Origin of the sequence: Salipaludibacillus aurantiacus (genome assembly GCF_900111295.1) — a bacterium.
Taxonomy (GTDB): Bacteria; Bacillota; Bacilli; order Bacillales; family Salisediminibacteriaceae; genus Salipaludibacillus; species Salipaludibacillus aurantiacus.
Genome location: NZ_FOGT01000011.1, coordinates 24902 through 47503, shown reverse-complemented (window position 1 = coordinate 47503; position 22602 = coordinate 24902). Strand labels below are relative to the sequence as shown.

Genomic DNA, 22602 nt, shown 5'->3' with positions numbered 1-22602 from the left:
TGATTTGGAGAAGGGCTTTAAAATGCATAATTGCGGACTTGTTTTAGAAGGGGGAGGCATGAAAGGACTCTATACGGCTGGAGTTCTCGAGTACTTCCTTGAAAAAGGGATTTTTTTTAATTATGTGATCGGGGTGTCAGCCGGCGCCTGCATGGGAGCGTCTTATCTTTCCCGTCAAAAAGGGAGGAATAAGAAGGTAAATATAGGGCTTGTGAAGGACCCGCGGTATTTGTCGTGGCGAAATTTTATTTTAAAAAGAGAGTTATTCGGCATGGACTTTCTGTTTGACAAAGTCCCAAATCACATTGTGCCGTTTGACTTTTCGGCTCTCGACAACAGCCAGGAGGATTTTCTGGTCGGTACGATGGATTGTCAAACGGGCGAAGCCCTTTATTATAACAAGAAGAGTCACGGTAAGGACATTTTGAAAATTATCAGGGCTTCCAGTTCACTCCCGCTGATTGCCCAGCCGGTGGAATATAACGGGAAAGTGCTTCTTGACGGAGGACTTGCTGATCCGCTTCCTGTAAAAAAAGCGTATGAAGACGGCAGCCGGAAAAACGTCGTAATTATGACAAAAGCGGTGAATGATTGTTCGAGGCCACGGAGGACGTCAGCATTTATGAGACTGCTGTACAGAAAATATCCTGCGGTAGCAGATTCCCTCGAAAAAAGGGTCATTACGTATAACGAAGCTCTGGCATTTATTGAAGCTGAACAGGAAAAGGACAATGTCTACGTCATTCGTCCAAGCGTTGACCTGCCGGTTAGCAGTTTTGAACGAAACCAGAAAAGACTGCTGCGTTTGTATGAACTTGGCTATCAGGACGCACACACTCACTCCAGAAGGCTTTCACTTTGGCTTGAGAAAGGAATGGCATGACAGGCGGTTCTATAAACTTTTTTTATCGTATAAAATGAGAGTATAGAACCGAAAGGGGAGAAGCAATTGCCAGAGATTAATAATTTACCTCCAAAGACGTGTGAAATCGACCGGATGGTTACGAAGCCTGACGATGTGGAGAAAGTGCTTACGGGTAAAAAAACGGCCACGAGAAGAAATGGCCGGTACGCTGATCCGGGTGAAATTATGGTTCTTCAAGGCAAGCGGTTTAAAGTTGAGCGAGTGTACAGGGAAACTCTCGGAGATTTAACTGACGAAAGCGCTGTCCAGGAAGGTTTTAATAACCTTGAAGAATATAAAAACGCCATACTGGCTATTCATCCAGGGATGCCCTGGAAAGCGGAAATGAAAGTCTGGGTGCATGAGTTTAAAGAAGTGTGAGAATCATTAATAAGTCAGGCTAATAAAAAATCCCTCCGGGACTGGAGGGATTTTTTTCATCAGGATTTAAAATTTTGATAGGGGGAGTGCAGCGGACAAAAATAAAATATTCCCTTTTCCGTGGACACCGCCTAAGCGTCAGCCCGCTTGCTCAGAACAAACTGCTCATTTTTGGTGCCTTCTGAGCCTGCTGTATCCACAGGAGTCTGCGTGTTGGGACGGCACTTAAATCATAATAAGACTTTTTTCCTTATTTTGACTGGCTACATAATTTCTTCAAATTTACAGGGTACGTTACAAGTAACTTTTAAAAAGGAGCTGATACACGTGAAAATTTTATCTTCTGCCCTGCTGGCAGCAACCTTGGTTTTTGGAGCGGGAAACCTGGGAGCCGCAGATGGACACGATATGGACAAGGATAACGGAAAAGGCCAAATGAATATTGGGCAGATGAAAGACATGCATCCTGAACTGACCATCCATGAATTAAAAGAAATGTATAAAGAACACCACGGCACATTAGGTGCAGCCCCAAGCAGGAACTTTGAACATCACCACAATCATGGCCATAACGGACACGCTATGAATTAAAAAGAAGCCCGGCTATTGTCAAGGAGTGACAATAGCCGGGCTTTTATGCTTTAACGCGCTGGGGGACAGACCCCCCATTATTTTCAAGTCATTTGTTCTTTGAGGCGGAGGTCGATGCGGCGGATTTTTCCTGAAGTGGTTTTCGGGAGCTCTTCAAGGAAAGTAATTTGGCGCGGGTACTTATACGGCGCTGTAATCTGCTTTGTATGGTCCTGAAGCTCTTTTACAAGGGCCTCATCAGGCACCCTGTCCGGGTCCTTAAGGACGATAAAGGCTTTTACGATGCTGCCTCTCGTTTCATCCGGTGAAGCGACCACCGCGCATTCCCGGACGGCAGGATGCTTTACGAGAGCATCTTCCACTTCAAATGGGCCGATCGTGTAGCCGGAACTGATGATGATATCGTCACTTCTGCCTTTAAACCAGAAGTAGCCGTCTTCATCTTTCATGGCATGGTCGCCGGTTAAGTACCAGTCTCCTCTGAACGATGCATGGGTGCGTTCCGGGTCATCAAGATATTCTTTAAACAGAGCGGCGCAGTTTTTATGAACAGCGATGTCTCCCACTTCACCGGCCTGACAAGGGTCACCGTCTTCATTAATAATATCTACAGGATTTCCGGGAGTCGGTTTGCCCATAGATCCCGGCTTTGTCGGCATCCCTTTAACATTGCAGACAAGGAGGGTGTTTTCAGTCTGGCCGTACCCGTCGCGCACGTCCACGTTGAATGCCGAACGAAACGCTTCAATGACCGGACGGTTTAGAGGCTCGCCTGCAGAAACGGCGCTTTTCAGCTCAGGCAGCTTGTAGGTGTCAAGGTCATCCACTTTAGCCATAAGCCGGTATTCTGTCGGGGTACAGCAGAGGACATTAATTTTTTCTTTTTCCAAAAAGGTTAAATAAGTCTCCGGATCAAAACTGCCGTGATAGACAAAGGCAGTAGCACCGAGAGTAATTGTTGACAGGAACGGGCTCCATATCCATTTCTGCCATCCGGGTGCAGCCGTCGCCCAGACGAGGTCGCCTTCTTCTACACCGAGCCACTCTTTAGCAGCCGTACGGACGTGCGCATAACCCCAGCCGTGCGTATGAACAACGCCTTTAGGATTTCCGGTTGTACCTGACGTGTAAGATAAAAAGGACATATCATCCCGGCTTGTCGGCTCACCTTCATAGTCTGTTGATTCCTCTGCGGCAAGAGCTTCGAGAGACATCCAGCCCGTTTCTTCACCGCCCACTATAAATTTTTTAGACAGGGCAGGGTGGGATTCGTCAATCGCGTTAATCTCACCCGTGGTTTTATGAAAGGATACAATTCCTTTCACATTTGCATGCTCGATCCGGTAAAGGAGATCTTTTTTTCTGAGCATTTCCGAGCTGGGAATGGCTACAATGCCTGCTCTTAAACAAGCGAGGTAAGTCATGTAAGCTTCCGGCACACGGGGCAGGATAATCAGAAGTTTATCCCCTTTCTGAATTCCCTGCCGCTTAAAAGCGAGAGCGAACTGATTCATTTTATCTGAAAGTTCTTTATAGGAAATATTCCGCCGGTTGCCTTCCTGGTCGACCCAGCGCACAGCCGTACGTTCAGTGTCGCTTGAATAGGCTGAGAGTTCCTGTGTAATGTTATATTGTTCCGGTGCTATTAAGTGTGTTTTGTTCACGAGACATTCCTCCTTTAATTAATTGCGCCTTGGGGCATTATTATATAAAAAATGCTGGCGAAGAAGATAAACACGGCAAAAACAGAGCCATAAGCTTTCCACGGGGCAAAGCCCTGAGTGACTTCATGAATTTTGACGCAAATAAAATACATCCAGATAACGCCTATAATAAGGGCGATCGTTATAAGCAGGCCTGCGCTCATGCCTGTTAAGGCGGGGAGCGCCATGATTCCAGGTATAAGGGCGACTCCCGCGGTGCGGTTCAGCTCCGAGATTTTTCCCGGCCCGCCAAAGCCCTTTGCTCCTGCCCAGAGAAGCACGGCGAGGCCGAGTCTTGTGAGCCACACAGAGAATAAGCCGAACAGGATGAAGATGAGCGGAACGAGGGCGTTCCGCAGCATGGCCGATTCAAAGCTTGCGATAAAGGCGGCGTTGGCTGCAATCCCCGAGAGGCCATAGACTATCCCGAGCATGATGACGATCAGGCGTGTGTAGACGGCTGATTTGGGTGCTCGGATAAAGGCCTGAAAAGCCGGGGAATGCAGGGTGATCATTTTTCCTATCATATTGACGGCCTCCTTCATCGCTTACATATTCCAGGGCATAACAGCCCAGACAGCTATGACTGTAAAAAATACGACAGTAATAGCGGCACCAATGGTACTGTTATAACGGCCTGGATGGACATCTTTCCAGCCGTGAATTCTTTCGATTAGCGCGTGATCTTCTTTAGCGGTAAGCATGGCCGATAGTTTAGGCATGCGGTTTGTCAAATAAGAGACGACGATCAGCAGGATAAAGCTGACCGGGATCGCAAGCATGGCGCCTGACAAGCCCATACCGTCCGTGACGCTGTGTCCAGTAAGAACAATTGATGGAAAAACGAATGGCGAGACGACAATATATAAAGCGCCGCCGATAACCGAAGCGGCAATGGCTCCAAACTTGTTCGCTTCTTTCCACCAGACGCCGACTATAATGAGCGGGGCATTGGTAACTCCGGCGAGGCCGAATGCCCAAAGGATACTGACGACAAGGAAAGCTGGCGGATTAATGGCGAGAAGGATACTAATAATCCCGCCGGTAAAAATAGCGGCATAACCGAGTTTTACTCTTGTTCTAACCTTTAAATCCGGCTTAAGGACACTGACGATATCCTGTGAAAGCAGGGCGCCGATAGCGAGAAGGTTCCCGCTGAGAGTAGAGAGTCCTGCTGATATAGCACCGGCAATAACGAGGGCGGTCACCCATTCAGGGTTATAGACGAGGTTTAATATAAGAGTCAGTTTGTCGGCATCAGCCGCTGAAATGGCTACCCCCTGCGTTTCTGTCGCATAAACACCGACGAATCCCATGGCATAAGTAGCAGAGAAAACAAGACCGATAATAAAGGCAAACCAGACCATAGCCGTCCGGGCACTTTTTAGGCTGGAAGCGGTATAAATACGCATCGCCAGGTGTGGCAGCCCTAATGAACCGATCGTAAGACCTATAAGGGAAACGTACCATTTCGGCGAGAACTGGTAGTCGAAGAAATTCGGCATAGCTTCCAACATGGCTGGTACCATATCAGAATATAAAAGTGGAGGGAAGAACCAGCCGCTTCCGCCCATCGCTTTCATAATCGCTCCTAAAGGAACAATAAACATTAAGGCGATAATAACCATTTGAATAGCCGCGTTATTAGAGGCTCCGGCCATGCCTCCCAAAGTGACATAGCCTACAATCACGAGACCGCCGACGATAAGGCCGGTCATATATGGAATGCCAAGGACGGTTTCAAAGGCTAGTGCGATTCCGATCATTTGTCCAAGGGCATACATAAGCGAGACAAGAATCATAAACAGCGCGGCGATAATTGAAGCGCTGAGCCCGTACCGTTCACGTATGAAGTGAGTCGGTGAGAAGGCTCCCATCCTGCGCAGGCTTGTGCCGTAAATAATGGTGATAAGAGGGATGGATAAAATCAGTTGAATCCAAAGCATGATAAACGGCACCTGTAACTGCAGAATAAGGGCGGTAATACCCAGGAATGTGGCCAGGCTCATATAAGTGGAGGCCATAGCCAGTCCATTTGTAAGCGGTCCGATGCTCGAGCCGGCTACGTAAAGATCAGTGACGGAACTGCTTTTCCGGTTAGAGATGTAACCGACCACATAAAACAAAATAAACGTTGCAACAATTGCCCCAATACCTAACATAGGGTTGGATAACTGCCATGCTTCTTCTCCCATAATGGTTTACGCCCCCTCTTTGTTATGACTCTTTTTTTGTTTACCTGTTTCTGTTTCGGCGGAGGTGGACGTAAGCAGTCCGTTTTCCCTCTCAATTTCCTCATCGATTTTGTTGCCGGCTTTGTTGGCCACAATAGTTAAGAACAAAATTCCGAACCAGCCTGACAAAATCGGTACGATGTACATAATAGGGAACCCGAACAGGTTTCCTTGTACAGGAAAAATAGAAAAGACCAAGGCGACATTTCCGGCAAGCAAAAACAGAGCAGTTAACAAAATAGTAAAACGGACTTCCATCTTGTAAGCTTTCAAATTCCTTCCCCCTCTTTTTAATTATTCCCCTGACTGAGTGTTCAGTCACTTGTCCATATAAATTCCTGGTACAGTTACGGTTTGGTAACCGAAACTTTTACAAGGAAAAAACAGGCATCTTATGCAACTAGATTGTAAACGTTTTCAAACAGGTAAGTCAACACTGTTTTTAAAATATTTAGAAAATTAAGTAATTGGACAGGGTTTTGAAAATGTTCATTTATAATTTATTAATGAAAACAGGCGTAATCTGAAGAAGATGAAAGCTTAAGCCAGATGCATAGTGGTGTTATATTACAAGTGGTTCAAGTGTAGATCTGTTTCATTCTATACGCTGAAACCATTTAATATGTCTTTCATTAAGTTAAATTAAATGAAAAAGTGGCAGGGCTTTCTTCCCAATTTCAGTTATGGAAATTGCTGGGGGGTCTGACCCCAAACAAAGGATCCTGCCTCCCAGGGGGAAAGGAGGCAGGATCGGTTTTAAATTACAGTTATATCAATCTATTAATTTTCGATTGCATCGAGTGACTGGACAAGCCCGTGGCCGTATTGGTGTGAAGGACCCAAACCTTTAGCTGTTTCATTCAGCAACGCTCTCAGTTCCGCATTAGAAAGCTCAGGTTTTGCCTGCCATACCTGGGCTGCAACGCCCGCGACGTGAGGCGAAGCCATCGACGTTCCATTATAAGAAGCGTAATCATCTCCCGGTAGCGTGCTTAATACATTCACACCAGGTGCCGCAATTTCAACAGCAGGACCGGTGCTGGAGAAAGTTGCCCGGTTATTGTTTTCGTCTACGGCGGCTACTGCAATGACAGAGTCGTATTTCGCAGGGTAACCTACTGTATCATTATTACCGCCTCTGTTGCCGCTGTTGCCTGCAGCTGCTACTACAAGGAGTCCTTCATCAAAAGCGAGATCGCTGAATTCTTCTAAAATTGAAGAACCTTGTGAACCGCCTAAGCTCATATTAATAATATCCATATCATTTTCTATAGACCATTCAATTCCTTCGGCAATACCGGCCAGCGTTCCGCTGCCATCGTTATTGAGAACCTTGACAGCGTATAAATCAGCCTCATAAGCGACTCCAATGACGCCTAAATCATTGTTTACGGCACCAACAGTACCTGCGACATGCGTGCCGTGGCCATTTGCATCGTAATAAGGATCACTGTTAGCTGCATCATCAAACACGGAATGTCCGCCTTTCACGTTATTGGCTAGGTCTTCATGTGTATTATCCACGCCGGTGTCCAGAATGGCTACTTTGACATTATCCCCGGTATGGCCCTGCTCCTGTGCGGCTGTCCCTTGAACGTGCGGCACTCCCCATGGAACCGTTTGGCCAAGGGCTTGTACTTCCGCATTTTCTTCAACCATGTCAACGTGAGGGTGTCTTTCCAATCCTTGTGCCTGCTGGTCTGTTAAATTAAGGTGCTTAACGGACAGCAGCTCATACTCATGCAGGATGTCCTCCTCTTCAACACCGAACGCCTGAACTAAACCCTTTTCTGCAGCTCCATTAAATTTTACTAGATAGTCACCGCTTTCAGTAGGGGTACCAGTGGCAAACCCAGCCTGAGCCGGCAAAAACATCAGACAAACGACTAACCATGATAAAATTAATTTTTTGATAAAGATCATCTCCTCATTTTTAATATAAAAACCTGCTAAACTATCGGGAACTCGTCCTGTGCTCAAAAATTAATACGCAGCGTGAGAGGCATTAACGAGACCTTGGCCGAAATAGTATGAGCTGCCAAGCGGGGTTGCCGTATCGGTCAGCCTTTGTCTGATCTGTGAATTGGAAGCCCACGGATACTCACTTTTCACTAGAGCAGCCACTCCGGCCACGTGCGGGCTTGCCATAGATGTCCCATTCAGACGGACGTAACGGTTTGATGTATAAGTACTTAAAACAGAAACACCAGGTGCCATAATCTCCAGTCCGTTTCCATAAGTGGAAAAAGAGGCACGGTTATTATTGGAATCTACAGCTCCAACCGCCATGACCGAACTGTATCTGGCTGGGTATGAGATGCCTGCAGTCCCGGTATTTCCTGCAGCTGCAATTAAAAGGACACCCTGGCTGTTTGCATAATCAGCTGCCTGGCGCAGAGTTGTTGACCCCGTAGGAGCCCCTAAGCTCATATTGGCAATATCCATATTATTAGTCACTGTCCACTCAATACCTTTTGCAATACTGCTGTGCGACCCGCTTCCATTGCGGTCCAGTACTTTAACTGCGTAAAGGTCAATTGAAGGTGCCACACCAATCACGCCGTAGCTGTTGTCCAGTGCAGCTACTGTTCCGGCAACGTGGGTGCCGTGGCCATTGTAGTCCTGATAAGAGGACTCCGAAGTGATATAACTGACTCCTCCCGCAATGCTTAAGTCTTCATGAGTGGCGATCCCTGTATCAAGCACTGCTACTTTAACACCGCTTCCTGTATTTCCCCAGGAATGGACAGTAGGTGCATTAATATGGCTAATCCCCCAGGGCACGGATTGTGTCGCAGTCACTTCCTCATCTTTTTCTACATAGTCAATGTTCGGATTGTTTTCGAGTGCTTTTGCCGCTCTCTCAGGAATTTTCACATGCAGCACAGGCATATATTTATATTCATGGAGAACTTCACCGCCTGCTTGCTTCACGACGTTTTCATTAACCTCATTATTAAAGCCGATTAAGTAATCATGCCTCTCGACCCCCTGGCCGTTTGCACTGACAGTAAAGCTGGAAAAAACGAATGTAAACGCCAAAAGAAAACCTAGAATAAAACCTGTTAATCTCCAGTTTTGCATTCTTGTATCCTCCTTTAATCTATTAGTTTTTGATAGATTTACATAATAGTCCAAATTTTCCGTTATATCTAACCTTATATAAGAGCGAACTGCCGGTTTATAACTGATTTGGAAGGAGCCAGCGGCCATTTACAGGCTGTTTTCTTAACTGAGTATTAACATATTAATAATAGTCATTTTTCACATTTTACAGGCTCTGGTAAAATCAACAGCCTGAGATCCGGGAGCTTAAATTAAAAAGCCAAAGTGCCCGTGTGGCAGCTTTGGCTATCCTCTGTGGTTATTTTTAACCGCTGTTTTCAATAAACTGTATTTCGTCATTTAAATCTTTTATAAATTCAGGGACGGGATTCAACTCATATATCCACAAGGCTTCCTTCAAAAGACGGAGGCTTTTCTCTTTCTGAGAGGGGTCATGTTTAAAAAGAGAGCAACCTTTTTGGAAAAGAAGATGGCCTAACAAATAAAGGTGGCCTTCTTCAATACAAATTTTAATAGCTTTATCTGCATAGAACAGAGACTCCATATAATTATTACGGTCATAAGCGTTTCGGCTTGCATTGAACAGAATCCGAATGATCAGGCGGTTTTTTTTAAGCAAGGGGAGCGCCTCCAGCTGCGACAATAATGTACGGTAAATGTCAGCAGCGTAATCAAGTTCGTTTATTTTGCTGTGGACGATGGCTTTGGAAGCGAGAATATCAATCTCAGTTTCTGTCATCGGATGTTTATTGCTGTCGAGGCGCAGGTGAAAGGCCCGATCCAGAAGTTCAAGAGCTTTTTGACTGTCGTTTTCCATATGAAAAATACAAATTCCCTCCCGCCAGAGGAGATACTGCTGGAGGTGCCTTTTTTTAAAGAGGGGATTCTTTTTTTCAAATTGAATTGTTTTCATCACTTCTCCGTAATTATGATCTCGTATGTGTTTATCCATATGGCTGATAGCTTCTTTGACGTAATGAATGCCGTTTCGGGATATATCATCAAAAAAATAATTTAAATCGACTCCCAACCGGATAGCGATCTGGTGCAGCAACGGGGCAGTGGGGGTAGCTGTGTCCCCTTCAATCCTGCTGATAAGACCTTGAGTACAAATACCGTCACACAGTTCTTTCTGGGAAATCTTTAAATGCTCCCGCAAGTCTTTAATTCTTTTGCCTAATGTATAGTCCAAGCTGCTGACACCTCCAAAAATATTAATATGTTAATAAACCTTCGCGAAAAAAAGAGCGTGTATAATATAATAAACCAAAATTTTCTAAAAATTAACTATGAAGAGCTATACAGCGATAAAAGTAATGTGTCATAATAGTCTAAAATCTTTAAGGAGTTGTTATTATGAAGAAACTCATTCTCATTGCTGCATTTACCTTGTTGTTTGCTTTCCCTGTTCAGGCACAGGCTGCCGACGTCATACCTCAGGCTCCTCCTGAATACACGCACGGTTAAAAATAACCGGAGTTGAAAGATAAACCTCATTAAGCTCACAAAAAAGGCTGGCCTATCTTGGGCCAGCCTTTTTTTGATCTTAAGAAAGTGACTTCATGAAAGTGACGTAAAGCCAATTGATATAACCTATTAGTTAGTTAAAGGTTTGTTAGTATCAAGTACTTTTCTTGCAATGTAGAAATGAAGGAAGTACTCTCCCAGGGCAATCAGTCCTGCTGAAATAGCTGCAGCAGCAGCCATAGCGCCTGCACCTGCTCCTGTCAGAGCAAGAGCAAGAAGCCACACGACTAAAAAGGTCACCCCTGCATCGGCTATAGTAGCGTTCCTATTGTTACTTTTTGGAAGAATAAAGAGATCACCCATCAAGTACGATACTGCTCCTAAAACGAGCGTGATGATCAGTACATTGCCAAATGAAACGCCGAAACCTGCTGTTAAAACAATCAACAGGGCGACCAGGGTCATCGCTCCCTTCATCAAAAGCGCATTTAAGTGTTCCATTCGTCATCTCCTCCTTTTAAAAAGTCATATTTCTTATTTTTCCTGATTTTTTTCTTAAAGAAGCTTGCCTTCTCCGTTTTAACAACTGTTTAGAAAAAGTAAGCCTCCGCATATTGGGCTCTTTTCCTCGAATAACCATAATTAAACATCACATAAATATTTCTTTTCAGGATGCAATAATGAAACGCATAAATAAACCGGGGTAGCTGGAGAAACGATTTAGGACATAATAAGGAGTTGGATTAACAAATTAATTACAAAGATATTTCATAATAAATTCATCTGAATAATTTTCCCTGAGTACAAATTTCTAATTATTGGATATAGGGATTGATGGCTACATTTGCGGGTAAATGATTATTACCTGTTTTTTGAAACAGAAAAAATAAATCGACGCAAGGAGGAACATCCGTGAATATTTTATTAACATCAAGCGCAAGAAGAATAGATTTTGTAGGATTTTTTCAGGAAGCATTAAAAAGAATGGGAGTCGGAGGTAATGTAATCACTGCGGACCCTGATTATAACGCTCCGTCACTCCAGCAGGGGGATATAAGCTACGTCATTCCCCATCAGGCGGATTCTGATTATATTGAAGCAATTAAAAAAATCTGTCAAAAGCATGAGGTAGACTGCATTATTCCGCTTAACGACTGGGAAGTGCCTAAACTTGCTGATAATAAAAAGGAATTTAAGGATTTAGGCGTGTCTATGTTTGTACCTGACCCTGAGGTGGTCGATAAAGTCCGTGACAAAGGAAAATACCGTGAGCTTCTGGGAGCCTTTGAGGTTAAAGCGCCCCGTTCGTATATTGATTATGAAGATGCTGAGAAAGCGTTGGAAAGCGGAGAAGTTAATTTTCCATTAATTATTAAACCTCGTAACGGCTCAGCTTCAATCGGAGTAGATATTGCAGAAGACCATGAAGAAATGAAGCTCGCTTATAATAATGCTGTAAAGCAGATTAAAGGTACGCCGCTAAACGATGTGACGTATAAAAATCCTGAAGATAATGTGATCATTCAGGAGGTTGTGGAAGGAGATAAATTCAGCCTGGATTTGTTTAATGATTTAGACGGCAGGTTTATGGCTTCTTTTGTCAGAAAACAGCTTGAAATGAGAGCTGGTGACGTAGACAGATGTATTACAGTCCATGATCAGGAATTAAATGACATTGCCCGGAAAATGGGAGAAAACCTGGGCCATGCAGGATATATTAATACAGACGTTTACTTTGATGGAAAAGATTACTACGTGATAGATATCAACCCGCGTTTTGGCGGTGGCTACGCCTTCTCTCATCAGGCAGGTGCTGATATTCCTGCAGCCATTATCGCCCTTATTGCCGGACGTGAAGTGAAGGGTGACTGGCTTGAAGAGAAGCCGGATTGTGAACTTGCCCGCCATGATGTCGTCGTGCACATCGATGAAGAGAAGAAAAGACACGACTATTCTGATATTTAGAAAGTGTCTGAGATTGTCCGGCGGTAAACCGGACAACTTTTTTTGTTAAAGTAAATTCCCGGGATTGCCCTGACTGGTCAGTGACCTTAAACTTTCTAACTTTGAATGTTTATGTTATTAGCTTCCCGGTAAAAGTATTTGAGACAGTTAGAATTAAACTATCATATCAGCTAGGAGGGTAAAAATGGGTGACCCGATCCCTTTATTAGAAGACTTAATTAAAATTGACAGTTCGACTAAAGAAGGCGCAAATGAAGCGGTAAATTATTGTGAAAAATGGCTGGCAGACCGGGGTCTGGAAGTTAAAAGCCTTAGAAATAACGGTTATCATATGTTAGTTTCCGAGATTGGGAAAGGCGAGAACACCATTGTGTTTAATGCTCATGTCGATGTTGTAGAAGGAGAAGAAGATCAGTTCAGACCATTTGAACTGGACGGAAAACTTTATGGACGTGGCGCAGTAGATATGAAAGCAGGCGCTGCCGCTATGATGGAAACCATGATTGAGCTTAAAGACACTGACCTTCCGTGCCGTGTGATGCTTCAGGTCGTTCCTGATGAGGAAACTGGAGGAGCCAACGGCACAAAATATCTGACAGAACAAGGATATTTAGGAGATTTTATTATATGTGGTGAACCGACCAACCTCGGTATTGCTATCCAGTCAAAAGGTGTTGTTCAGCTGGATTTTGAAATATACGGGAAGCCTGCTCACGGGAGCCGGCCTTGGGAAGGTAAAAACGCGATTATTAAAGCAATGGATCTTTATGAAAGAATCCTCGAACTGCCTTTTGCCCAGGAAACGGCTCAGCCTATGTTCAATAAACCGTCTATTAATCTGGCAAAATTAAATGGAGGCACGGTTTACAATAAGGTACCGGAAAAGTGTCGCATGTCACTGGATATCCGTTATTTGCCTGAGCAATCACCAGATGAAATTATCAAACAGATTGAAGATATAACTACTGACGGGAAAGTCAGCGTGCATATTACTAACAGGCCGGTAACGACGAAAGAAGATAATCCTTATGTGGAGGGGCTGGTTAAGTCCTTGCAGAACAAAACACAGCTGGAGACTATAAATATATATGGCCAGCATGGATCGAATGACGGCCAGTTCTTTACAAAGTATGGAGGAGCTGCAGTGGAGTTCGGACCGGTTGGCGGTGACTGGCACGGTGAGAAAGAAATGGTTTATATAGAATCTGTAAGACAGTACCAGCACGTTATATCAGATTTCGTGCAGTCGTGCAGTAAAGAGAGGATGGAAAACAACTAAAATACGCAGTGGAAACAGGCTGTCCTTGAAATCACTCAATGGTGAAGGGCAGCTTTTTTATTACTTGGTCAGTCCTTAGGAGGGTTGGGGAGATTAATGTCTAATGCGTATGCTGTCGGAAAGATAGCTGGAGTTTCAATTAAATCCCAGTTCTCCTGTCAATCGTTTCATTCATAAAAAAAGAGGCCATCAAAAGCTGATCGATGGCCTCTTCTTTATATAATGGGCTTTGAAAAGCCTCTTGATTTTTACACGCTGCCTTTATCCATGTCATCGTGACCAGGATACATATGGGAATTTACGGTATTGTGGTCTCTGAATGTGGAATACACATTTGTCTGCTGGTCTTCATTTGCCTCCACAAGAACAACAATATGACCGTCATTAATATATTTTTCGTACTCCTTAGCTTCTTCCTCAGGGATTCCGGCACCAGTTAGCGCACCAACAATTCCGCCGCCGCCGGCACCAATGACGCCCCCTTCAACTGCAGCTGCTATTGGACCTGCAGCCATTATAGGACCTGCACCAGGGATAGCTAATAAGCCAAGACCTGCAGCACCGCCAAGCACGGCACCTGTTCCTGCTCCGATCCCGACACCTTTCCCTGCATTTTTGCCCCGGTTATTGTCATCGTTGTCAGCAACATCGATGTCTGTATGATCGTCAACCTCGTCAGCGTCATCGCCTTTAGCAAAAACGGAAATGTCTTTACGGTCAAAACCATTTTTCTCCAGTTGTTCGATCACATCTACAGCTTCCTGCTGTTCTTTAAATACGCCGCCAATAATCTTTTTTTCCATGTCTATACCTCCTATAAAAATAATAAATCATCTATATAGAGGAGGTTCCCATGAAAGGGAGATGCTAAATCTTTTTTTGAAAAAAACCACATTTTCATAGATTTGTAAAAATATGGTGATTAATGAGCCATGGTGTTTTTCAGGCTGCGGATCACACTGTTTACTTCATAAGCAGACTGAGTAGGCACCTGATGGGCAACGCCTTTTATTTTAATGCTTAGAGGATGAGCGAGCCGTTTTTCAAATAACCTTTGATAAGGTAGGATGAGGAAATCCAAATTCCCGTAAATGAGAGCTACCGGGCACTGAATACTGGAAAGGCGCTCAGTGGATCTGTAATGTCTTCCATTCCGGTAAAGCTTTTTGGTAAGGAGGGAATTGGACGAGTTGACGGATTTAAATATTTTCTTCTTATGCTTTTTTGACCCTAAACCAGTATGGGACACAGACAATCCGGCAGCTAATAATTCTAAAAGGTCAGAATGCCCGACCATTTCACCGGCTTTAATTTTTGAGGATAAAGAAAAAGTGCTGACCTCTGAAAAACTGCTGATTAAAATGAGGCCTGCCGTCCGTTCAGGGTAAGAAATGGCAAATTCCTGTGCCGGAAGGCCGCCCATAGAATAACCGCACGTAATCACTTTCTCAAGTTTTAAATGATCTGCCAGAGCTAAAACATCTTCCGTCCAGTCGTAAATAGTATAATCACCGGTTTTACCGTCACTGCTCTTCCCGTTTCCTCTCGGGTCAAAGGTTATGACCTGAAAATGGTTCTTAAGCTGTTTCTGCTGCTCAAAAAAAGTGGCACCGCCCATGGCAGGCGGGCAAATAAAAATAATTGGAGGCCCCTCGCCTGTCGATTCATAATACAGTGAGACACCGTCAGACTGGAAATAAGGCATCAGACTCTCTCCTCAATAATTAGATTAATCCCTTACTTAATAGCGGTTCAGGGTTCATTATGGAATTTACCTGTCCCTGCAGCTTCTAAACGCATAAACATAATTCGACAGGGGTCTGACCCCCTTTGTCGAATGTTATTCTTTAAACTCAGTGAGGCGGGAAAAGAATTTTTGGAGAAAGTTATAAAATAATTCTTCGGTGGGCAGCAGGACACGTTCATTAGGTGTAATAACCCCGACAGTCCGTGTGACGTTAGGTTCTATTAGCGGAATTTTTACAGTGGACCGGGAAAGGCTGTCAACGAGCGTTACTTCGGGCATCAGCGTCACTCCCAGTCCGGCTGCGACGAGCCCCTTTAATGCGTCTATATCATCTCCTTCAAAGGCGACATGAGGCGTAAAGCCAAGTTCTTTACAGGCATTCATAACAATGTCTCTAAAAACAAATCCTTCGGGGAGCAGGACGAAAGGATCGTCTTTTAAGTCACGAAGCCTCAGGGAAGAGCGGTCTGCCAAAGGATGATGAATGGGTAAAAGGGCGACCACATTTTCAGTAAATAATATTTTGCGCTTTACCTTTTTCTCTTCCATAGGCACCGGGCCGATTAGGGCCATATTGAAATCCCCGTTAATCACCCCGTCGATTAAATCGTTATACAGCGCTTGTTTCAGCTGGAATTTAGCGTCCGGATAATACATTCTGAAAGAGGAAATAGCTGTCGGCAGTGTATGAGCTGCCAGGCTGATAGGGAAAGCTACACGTACAGTTCCTTTTTCAGGATCCAGGTACTCTTTAACTTCCCGGGTCGCATCATCAATCACATTCATGGCATGAGAGATTCTTTCAAGAAATATTTTGCCTATAGGGGTTAATTTCACCCGGCGTCCTTCCCGGATAAACAGATCAACCCCTAATTCATTTTCCAGATTAACGATTTGTCTGCTTACAGCTGACTGGGCGACATGAAGGTTATGGGCAGCTTCTGTCATATGTTCTCTTGTGGCGACTTCCATAAAATATTTCATTTGTCTGAGTTCCATTTGGAGCCTCCTTTTTTATATCATCTCAAAAAGGCATTGAAATTATCTATTCTTGATATTGATTAGATCATTTGTTTAATTATAAAATACTGAATAGTAGAAAATCTAACATTATCCGGAAAATAGGGTGTTTTTTAATAAATTTTACCTCTTTGGGGAGTGAGGAACATGAAAGCATTAGACAGGACGACACAAGAACAGACTCAGGAAGCCTTGGAATATGTAAATGAAGTCTATGAAACAGTAAAAAAACGGAACCCGCATGAGAGCGAGTTTCATCAGGCTGTAAAAGAAGTATTTGATTCATTAGTACCTGCGCTGGCAAAAAATCCGGCCTACAGGAAACAGGCTATTCTCGAAAGAATTGTTGAACCGGAAAGAATTATTTCTTTCCGCGTGCCGTGGGTGGACGACCATGGCAAGGTTCAGGTTAACCGGGGGTTTCGTGTGCAGTACAACAGCGCGATCGGTCCTTATAAAGGCGGGCTGAGATTTCATCCGTCTGTAAATGCTAGCATTATTAAATTCCTCGGTTTTGAACAGATTTTTAAGAATTCCCTGACAGGCCAGCCGATCGGCGGGGGGAAAGGCGGTTCTGATTTTGATCCTAAAGGGAAATCAGATCTTGAAATCATGCGGTTCACACAGAGCTTTATGTCTGAACTGAGTACACATATAGGTCCGGATATCGACGTGCCTGCTGGTGATATTGGTGTGGGCGCAAGGGAAATCGGCTATATGTTCGGACAGTATAAGAAAATGCGGGGCGGCTACGAAGCAGGTGTGCTGACAGGAAAAAGCATTGATTCTGGAGGAAGCCTTGCCCGAAAAGAAGCAACAGGATACGGAACGGTTTATTTTGTTGAAGAAATGTTAAAAGATAAAGGGTTTAGCTTTAAAGGCAGTACAGTGACAGTTTCAGGCTCAGGCAACGTGTCGATCTACGCGATGGAGAAAGCTATGGAATTAGGCGCCACAGTGGTAGCTTGCAGTGATTCAGGCGGGTATATCTACGATAAGAACGGAATTGACCTTTCAACAGTTAAACGTTTGAAGGAAGTAGAAAACAAACGAATCAGCGAGTATGTGAAGGAACACCCGGACGCGCATTATTTCGAAGACTGTGCAGGTATCTGGTCTCAGCCTTGTGATATTGCATTACCGTGCGCGACACAGAATGAACTGGATAAGATGGCTGCAAAAATATTAGTTGCCAATGGCGTGAAAGCGGTAGGAGAAGGAGCCAATATGCCTTCCACTCATGAAGCGGTTGAAATCTTTCAAAGTGAAGGGGTACTGTTTGCCCCAGGTAAAGCAGCTAACGCCGGGGGCGTGTCTGTTTCAGCATTGGAAATGGCACAAAACAGTGCGAGGCTTTCCTGGTCTTTTGAAGAAGTGGATGCCAAGCTTCAGGAAATTATGAAAAATATTTACCTTGAAAGCATGAAAGCGGCGGAAGAATATGATGCACCGGGAAATCTGGTAGTAGGCGCGAATATCGCAGGCTTTATCAAAGTAGCCGATACGATGATCATGCAAGGAGTAATTTAATATAACCTTAAAAAGACTGCCTTCACGGGCAGTCTTTTTTGGCGGCGGAAGAAGGGCTGCACGGGGAGATAAGTGAAAATTCACATAGGGGTCAGACCCCTATGTGAATTTTCACAACAGACGGTGTGCAGGCAAGGGTTACAGGACACTTTGAACAGAATTAAACCTCATATGAATAAATTGGGTAATATTTACTCTTTTGACCATTTAAGTTTTAGTTTTGGAAAATAAGTGGTACTGAGAGATATACGATAAATTAAAAGGAGGTGCCCACGTGGCAAATAACGATTATGCGACTCACGAAGTACTGGAAGTTCACGAAATCATGACTATTAAGTCTGCTTGTGCAGCTAAGTCATCCATGATGCAAGGTCTTGCAGTCGATAAAGAACTGAAAGATTTGTTAATAGAAGACGTAAAGCTTTCACAGAAAGCGGTCGAAGAGTTAAAAGGTATTCTTGAAGAATCTAAATAAGGAGGCGAATAAATTGTCCAGCATTCTCGATAAGATAAATAATAAAGAGTTAATCAACGATGAAGTGATTGCTACAGATCTTCTTGTGTCTGCGAAAGCAGCGGTCAGAAGCTATGCGGTGGCCATCACTGAAACAGCAAGCCCGGAAATTCATAAAACACTTAAGAAGCAGATGGAGGAGGCGATAGACGCCCACCACAAAATTGCTACTTACATGATTGAAAAAGAAATGTACCATGCTTATGACATTAAAGAGCAAATTGACCATGATCTTAAAAAGGCTGATCTCGCACTGGAGATGCCTGAAGACAATAAATAAGAATGAACCGGCCCCCCCCTGCAGCTATGCGGGGGTTTTTTACCGAATTTTCGACAGGGGTCTGACCCCTGTGTGAAATTATCACTAAATGAGCAGCATAGCGACAAGGATTCCGATTGTGCCGAACAGAAGGGTGAACGGCAGGTTTCTCAGCGTAATTCGGTAAGGGTTCTGTCCGGTATTCATGGAAGTCATGGTCACGGTTACGCCGTAAGTCCCCGAACTGGCAGTAGCGAGAGCCCCTACTATGAGTACAAGCCCAATACCGGCCGGGTTAAAGACATCAAATAATGGAGTGAGCACCTCCAGCAGGATGGCTATCGTACCGATTGGGTGGACTCCAATCATTGCCATTAGCAAATAAGTGAGAAAAATAAGGATTAAAATAACTGCCGGCTGATCATTAAATAACATAAACGGACGCTGAACATATCCGAGGGCAGCTGTTTCGTTCAAACTATTCGTAAAAAAAGCGAGTGAAATAAAAAGAATAATGAAGTTCTGCATATGGTTAGTCCGTGCCTTCCACACTTCGAAGCCGTAAACTTTAAACATATGCCATCTTTTAATAAAAATAGCCCAAAGGGAAGAAAAAGGCAGAATGACAAGCGTAACAGCAAGTATGAAATTGAGCCCGAACAGGTGGCTGACTGTAAGCACAGATATTAAAAACAGGATGAGTGCTATGAATAATTTAAATATCTGCACCAGAATTTTTCCGGCAGAAACTGGGGGACCGTTACTGGTATCTGCCGGTTCAATAGGAATGTTCTTAAAGCGCTGCCTGCCGATCAGTGCGTCGATTGTCAAAGTTATTAAGGAAATAGCCAGAAGCCAGGGTAAATAAACTAAGTAACTGATTCCCGTAGCATCGACAGTAATGGCCACCATAATTTCCATAGGGCTCCAGATCAGGGCTAAAGAAAACGCTCTGACGGTAGTTTTGCTGATAAAATTGTCGCGCAGCGCCTTGTTGACGTTCTTCATGCTTTTCATTAATACATCCTGCGATAAATTAACGGCCGATAAATTAAGAAAAGTCATTAGAATATAAGTCGTTCCGAGGCTCCGGTAATAAAGGCTGCCGAGGTTATCGGCATTTTCCTTCATCATTCCTTTAATTTGCTGATCATATTTTCCTACATGAACAACACTGTTAATCCAGGGCAGCAAGGTTAGAAACGCCAGAAGGGGCATATTGGAAGTTAAAAACAATGGTATCCGGGAAACATCCAGGCCAGCTGAAAAAAACATAGCCAGACCTGACACAATAAAAGCACTACCAAGGATTTTAAACAGGTTTGATGCTTTTGGAAACGAGACCGCAATCATGGCAACAGCTGAAAGGCCAATGATATAAGCTAACCAGTCAAACCCGAGAAACAGATTTAATATATAAACAAAAAGAACGCCGGAATAAAAAACATACAGGCGGTCGTAAAACTTGTTTTTCATTAAAACCCTCTTTTCCTCTTAATCTTAATTCCATCCTTTACCTTATCATATAATAAAAGAAATAGAAGGCGGGAAGATTGTCTCTCTAATTGAACAGAGTAATGATATAATAATGGGGTAAATAGACACAGGAAGGGGCGGAGAGAGCGATGGATTTCTGGTTTTTTATAGTTTTAATAGTAGCTATGTACTACCTTTACTCAGCATACGAAAATAAGAAAAAATACAGGCTTAAAGAGCGTGAACTGCGGGTGGAAGAAAAGCGTCTTGAACTGGAAAAAATGAGGCTTGAAAAAGGGCGGCAGGATGATGAGCCTGTGGATTCTGCTGACCGTGATAATAACGGGAGGCCTGTCGTCTGAATGCCTACAGTGTAAACCTCCTGGCACCTTAAAGCCGTGTCTTTGCAGAACCAAAATGGTAAAGACGCGGCGCGCAGCCGGTAATGAGTATGAAAAGTACTATAAAGGAAGTTGAGCAGTTCCAAGAGGGGTCTGTCCCCTCGCGCTTTAACGCGCTGCTCTGGGTGCTTGTAAACTGCAAATAAACCAAAGGACCCCCTTTAAATATCTAAATATTTAGAATATAATAAATGTGAATGTCCTATGTGAACGAGTGCTCAGTCAGAAGAGGAGAATGGCTGAAGAACATTCCATTACCTTTAGAAGGGGGAAATTGTGTTGGCGGAACTTAAGCATGTGACAGTAGGGAAATTACTGGAAGATGTGGCAAAAGAACAGCCTGATCATGAGGCAGTGGTTTATCCGGACAGAGGGCTGCGTCTGACGTACAGTCAGTTTGACAATTTATGCAGAGATGCAGCGAAGGGGCTTATGGCCCTTGGTTTGGAAGCCGGAGATCATACAGCAATATGGGCGACGAACCGTCCTGAATGGATTACCAGCCAGTTTGCCACCGGGAAAATGGGAGCAGTCCTGGTCACCGTAAATACGAGTTACCGGACAGCTGAACTTGAATACTTACTAAGACAGTCAGACACCTCTACTTTTATACTTATGGAGCAGTACCGCGACGCCTCATACATTGACATGCTCTATGAAATCGTCCCGGAACTGAAAACGTCCGAACCTGGAAAACTGCAGTCAAAACGGCTCCCAAAACTTAAAAATGTGATTGTACTGGGGGAAAACCGTTATCCGGGCACTTACAGCTGGGGTGATATTTTAGGGATGAAAGGCCAGGTAACCGACAGCCAGCTGAATGAGCGAATGAACAGCCTGGATCCTGACGACACGATCAATATGCAGTATACGTCTGGTACGACCGGATTTCCTAAAGGGGTCATGCTCACTCATAATAATATCGTAAATAACGGCTTAAATATTGCAGAAAGCATGAAACTGACCAGCCAGGACAGAATGTGTATTCCTGTGCCGTTCTTCCATTGTTTTGGCTGCGTTCTCGGCATACTTGCATGTGTTAACGTTGGAGCGACCATCGTCCCTGTTCAGGAGTTTAATGTGAAAGACGTGCTGACTGCTGTGGAAAAAGAAAAGTGTACCGCTCTCCACGGAGTCCCTACAATGTTTATTGCAGAATTAAACGACCCTGATTTTGAAAAGTATGACTTGTCCTCTTTAAGAACAGGCATTATGGCGGGATCGAATTGTCCGATTGAAGTGATGAAGGCAGTCGTCAATAAGATGGGCGCTTCAGAAATTACCATTGCCTACGGTCAGACAGAATCGTCTCCGGTGATTACCCAGACAAAAACGGATGATCCAATAGAAGTGCGCGTTTCCACTGTGGGGAAAGTCCTCCCAAATGTCGAAGCGAAAGTAGTTAAACCAGGGACGAACGAAGAAGTGCCGCCAGGAGAGCAGGGTGAGTTAATCACACGGGGATACCACGTAATGAAAGGCTATTATAATAACGAAGAAGAAACGGAACGGGCCATAGACGAGGAGGGCTGGCTTTATACCGGTGATCTTGCGGTCATGGATGAAAGCGGTTACTTTAAGATTACCGGGCGGCTTAAGGACATGATAATCCGCGGCGGAGAAAATATTTATCCGAGGGAGATAGAAGAGTTTTTCTATTCCCACCCGAAGATACTGGATGTCCAGATCGTTGGAGTGCCGGATGAAAAATATGGCGAAGAAGTTGTTGCCTGGATTCGCCTTAGAGAAGGGGAGGATGTGACAGAGGAGGAAATCAGGGAATATTGCAAAGGGAAAATTGCGAGCTACAAAATTCCTAAATATATCGCTTTCTGTGAAGAGTACCCGATGACGGCTTCGGGGAAAATACAGAAGTTCAAATTAAGAGAACAATCTATTGCGTATAAAGAAAAGGTTCGTCAGTAACATCCCCTGTACAGAAGCACTGCCAGCCGCTAGTTTCGGTATTATGGCAGTGCTTCTTTGTGTGCAGCTGCGCCTGTCCTGCAATTCAAACAAATCAGATGGCACAACACGAATTTCATGTTAAAATGTATAAGGATAT

General features: G+C 44.1%; 22 protein-coding genes. 10 read left to right on the top strand and 12 right to left on the bottom strand.

Annotated elements, in window-relative coordinates; genetic code table 11:
* Nucleotides 1-22 precede the first annotated feature (22 nt).
* From BMW59_RS13880 to BMW59_RS13870, 3 genes are all read left to right on the top strand, one after another.
* Nucleotides 23-883 (top strand): patatin-like phospholipase family protein, encoded by an 861-nt coding sequence (locus tag BMW59_RS13880; protein ID WP_093053379.1) that lies wholly within the window; start codon nucleotides 23-25, stop codon nucleotides 881-883.
* A 114-nt stretch (nucleotides 884-997) separates the two neighbouring features.
* The gene (locus BMW59_RS13875) at nucleotides 998-1285 is read left to right on the top strand and encodes an ASCH domain-containing protein (RefSeq protein WP_093053580.1); all 288 of its coding nucleotides are present in this window, start codon (nucleotides 998-1000) and stop codon (nucleotides 1283-1285) included.
* Nucleotides 1286-1612: 327 nt separating this feature from the next.
* Nucleotides 1613-1876: a hypothetical protein gene (locus BMW59_RS13870; protein ID WP_143051245.1), complete on the top strand. Its 264-nt coding sequence runs from the start codon at nucleotides 1613-1615 to the stop codon at nucleotides 1874-1876.
* An 83-nt stretch (nucleotides 1877-1959) separates the two neighbouring features.
* On the opposite strand, the gene mbcS is transcribed toward BMW59_RS13870, so the two are convergent.
* The 8 genes from mbcS to BMW59_RS13830 form a co-directional block, all read right to left on the bottom strand.
* The gene (gene mbcS / locus BMW59_RS13865; protein ID WP_093053373.1) at nucleotides 1960-3540 is read right to left on the bottom strand and encodes an acyl-CoA synthetase MbcS; all 1581 of its coding nucleotides are present in this window, start codon (nucleotides 3538-3540) and stop codon (nucleotides 1960-1962) included.
* Nucleotides 3541-3554: 14 nt separating this feature from the next.
* A complete protein-coding gene (locus BMW59_RS13860) occupies nucleotides 3555-4106 on the bottom strand; it encodes a hypothetical protein (RefSeq protein ID WP_093053370.1) in 552 nt (183 codons plus the stop codon).
* A gap of 21 nt (nucleotides 4107-4127) precedes the next feature.
* A complete protein-coding gene (locus BMW59_RS13855) occupies nucleotides 4128-5774 on the bottom strand; it encodes a solute symporter family protein (RefSeq protein WP_093053367.1) in 1647 nt (548 codons plus the stop codon).
* A 6-nt stretch (nucleotides 5775-5780) separates the two neighbouring features.
* Nucleotides 5781-6086 carry a hypothetical protein gene (locus tag BMW59_RS13850; protein WP_093053363.1) on the bottom strand — a complete coding sequence of 102 codons (306 nt, stop codon included), beginning with the start codon at nucleotides 6084-6086 and terminating at the stop codon, nucleotides 5781-5783.
* Between the two features lie 507 nt (nucleotides 6087-6593).
* Nucleotides 6594-7736, bottom strand: coding sequence for a S8 family peptidase (locus BMW59_RS13845; protein WP_245733115.1), 1143 nt, complete (start codon nucleotides 7734-7736; stop codon nucleotides 6594-6596).
* A 60-nt stretch (nucleotides 7737-7796) separates the two neighbouring features.
* Nucleotides 7797-8897: a S8 family peptidase gene (locus BMW59_RS13840; RefSeq protein ID WP_093053360.1), complete on the bottom strand. Its 1101-nt coding sequence runs from the start codon at nucleotides 8895-8897 to the stop codon at nucleotides 7797-7799.
* A 286-nt stretch (nucleotides 8898-9183) separates the two neighbouring features.
* A complete protein-coding gene (locus tag BMW59_RS13835) occupies nucleotides 9184-10071 on the bottom strand; it encodes a helix-turn-helix domain-containing protein (RefSeq protein WP_177174353.1) in 888 nt (295 codons plus the stop codon).
* A gap of 404 nt (nucleotides 10072-10475) precedes the next feature.
* A complete protein-coding gene (locus tag BMW59_RS13830; RefSeq protein ID WP_093053354.1) occupies nucleotides 10476-10847 on the bottom strand; it encodes a DUF2512 family protein in 372 nt (123 codons plus the stop codon).
* 411 nt (nucleotides 10848-11258) lie between these two features.
* Between BMW59_RS13830 and BMW59_RS13825 the strand changes: the two genes are divergently transcribed.
* Together BMW59_RS13825 and BMW59_RS13820 are read left to right on the top strand one after the other, a co-directional pair.
* Entirely contained in the window at nucleotides 11259-12311 is a 1053-nt protein-coding gene (locus BMW59_RS13825; protein WP_093053351.1) for an ATP-grasp domain-containing protein, read from the top strand.
* 184 nt (nucleotides 12312-12495) lie between these two features.
* Entirely contained in the window at nucleotides 12496-13590 is a 1095-nt protein-coding gene (locus BMW59_RS13820; protein WP_093053348.1) for a M20 family metallopeptidase, read from the top strand.
* 248 nt (nucleotides 13591-13838) lie between these two features.
* Here BMW59_RS13820 and BMW59_RS13815 read toward each other — a convergent pair whose 3' ends face one another.
* The 3 genes from BMW59_RS13815 to gltC all read right to left on the bottom strand — a co-directional run bounded on the left by BMW59_RS13815 (nucleotide 13839) and on the right by gltC (nucleotide 16336).
* Nucleotides 13839-14393, bottom strand: a complete 555-nt coding sequence (locus BMW59_RS13815) for a general stress protein (protein WP_093053345.1) — start codon at nucleotides 14391-14393, stop codon at nucleotides 13839-13841.
* 119 nt (nucleotides 14394-14512) lie between these two features.
* A complete protein-coding gene (locus BMW59_RS13810; protein ID WP_093053342.1) occupies nucleotides 14513-15295 on the bottom strand; it encodes an alpha/beta fold hydrolase in 783 nt (260 codons plus the stop codon).
* Between the two features lie 135 nt (nucleotides 15296-15430).
* The gene (gltC, locus tag BMW59_RS13805; protein ID WP_093053339.1) at nucleotides 15431-16336 is read right to left on the bottom strand and encodes a glutamate biosynthesis transcriptional regulator GltC; all 906 of its coding nucleotides are present in this window, start codon (nucleotides 16334-16336) and stop codon (nucleotides 15431-15433) included.
* A gap of 168 nt (nucleotides 16337-16504) precedes the next feature.
* Between gltC and gdhA the strand changes: the two genes are divergently transcribed.
* The 3 genes from gdhA to BMW59_RS13790 all read left to right on the top strand — a co-directional run bounded on the left by gdhA (nucleotide 16505) and on the right by BMW59_RS13790 (nucleotide 18681).
* Nucleotides 16505-17887: an NADP-specific glutamate dehydrogenase gene (gene gdhA, locus BMW59_RS13800; RefSeq protein WP_093053336.1), complete on the top strand. Its 1383-nt coding sequence runs from the start codon at nucleotides 16505-16507 to the stop codon at nucleotides 17885-17887.
* Nucleotides 17888-18161: 274 nt separating this feature from the next.
* Complete coding sequence (locus tag BMW59_RS13795) at nucleotides 18162-18362, top strand: hypothetical protein (RefSeq protein ID WP_093053333.1); 201 nt, start codon at nucleotides 18162-18164, stop codon at nucleotides 18360-18362.
* A 13-nt stretch (nucleotides 18363-18375) separates the two neighbouring features.
* Nucleotides 18376-18681, top strand: coding sequence for a spore coat protein (locus tag BMW59_RS13790; RefSeq protein ID WP_093053329.1), 306 nt, complete (start codon nucleotides 18376-18378; stop codon nucleotides 18679-18681).
* Between the two features lie 84 nt (nucleotides 18682-18765).
* On the opposite strand, the gene BMW59_RS13785 is transcribed toward BMW59_RS13790, so the two are convergent.
* The gene (locus BMW59_RS13785) at nucleotides 18766-20136 is read right to left on the bottom strand and encodes a hypothetical protein (RefSeq protein WP_093053326.1); all 1371 of its coding nucleotides are present in this window, start codon (nucleotides 20134-20136) and stop codon (nucleotides 18766-18768) included.
* Nucleotides 20137-20285: 149 nt separating this feature from the next.
* On the opposite strand from BMW59_RS13785, the gene BMW59_RS13780 reads away from it, so the two are divergent.
* Together BMW59_RS13780 and BMW59_RS13775 are read left to right on the top strand one after the other, a co-directional pair.
* A complete protein-coding gene (locus BMW59_RS13780) occupies nucleotides 20286-20498 on the top strand; it encodes a hypothetical protein (RefSeq protein WP_093053322.1) in 213 nt (70 codons plus the stop codon).
* Nucleotides 20499-20816: 318 nt separating this feature from the next.
* Nucleotides 20817-22463: an AMP-binding protein gene (locus BMW59_RS13775; protein ID WP_093053319.1), complete on the top strand. Its 1647-nt coding sequence runs from the start codon at nucleotides 20817-20819 to the stop codon at nucleotides 22461-22463.
* Nucleotides 22464-22602: the final 139 nt, after the last annotated feature.